The organism is Rhodococcus sp. T2V (genome assembly GCF_029269925.1).
Taxonomy (GTDB): Bacteria; Actinomycetota; Actinomycetes; order Mycobacteriales; family Mycobacteriaceae; genus Rhodococcus_F; species Rhodococcus_F koreensis.
This window is the reverse complement of sequence record NZ_JARJBD010000423.1, coordinates 1-409: the sequence shown is the minus strand read 5'-3', so window position 1 is coordinate 409 and position 409 is coordinate 1. Positions and strand designations below refer to the sequence as shown.

Below are 409 nucleotides of genomic sequence, written 5' to 3'. Positions count from 1 at the left end.
GTCCGAAATGCGCGAGACCGGTTCCCTCCGAGCCGATCTCACGCCCGATGTCCTCACGGCGATACCGTTGATGGCGCAGCGCTGTGATCAACGCGGATCGGGCCACCCCGATCGCGCCGCCCACCGTGGTTGCGCCGATGCCCTCCAGCCGCAGCGGAAGCACGTTCGACACCGAACCACCCGCCGCCCGGAGCCGGGCCGAGGTGCGTGCCGACACCGGCAGCGACAGGACGACATCGTCGACACCGGCCATCCGGGCAAGATACGCCGCGAACGCGGCCACGATCAGCGCCGTCGGATTGCGCCCGCGCCCGTGCGCCTGCGGCGACGGCTCCAGCGGAACGGAATCACCGGCCACCCGAACCGTGGCACCCGGTGGCGCAGTCAGCCGCGGGGCGAGGCCGACCAC

General features: G+C 72.1%; 1 protein-coding gene. It reads right to left on the bottom strand.

All coding sequences use genetic code 11. The features are described 5' to 3' along the window. On the bottom strand, nucleotides 1–409 hold a 409-nt coding region (locus P3H15_RS54670; protein WP_276144912.1), incomplete at both ends, for a condensation domain-containing protein.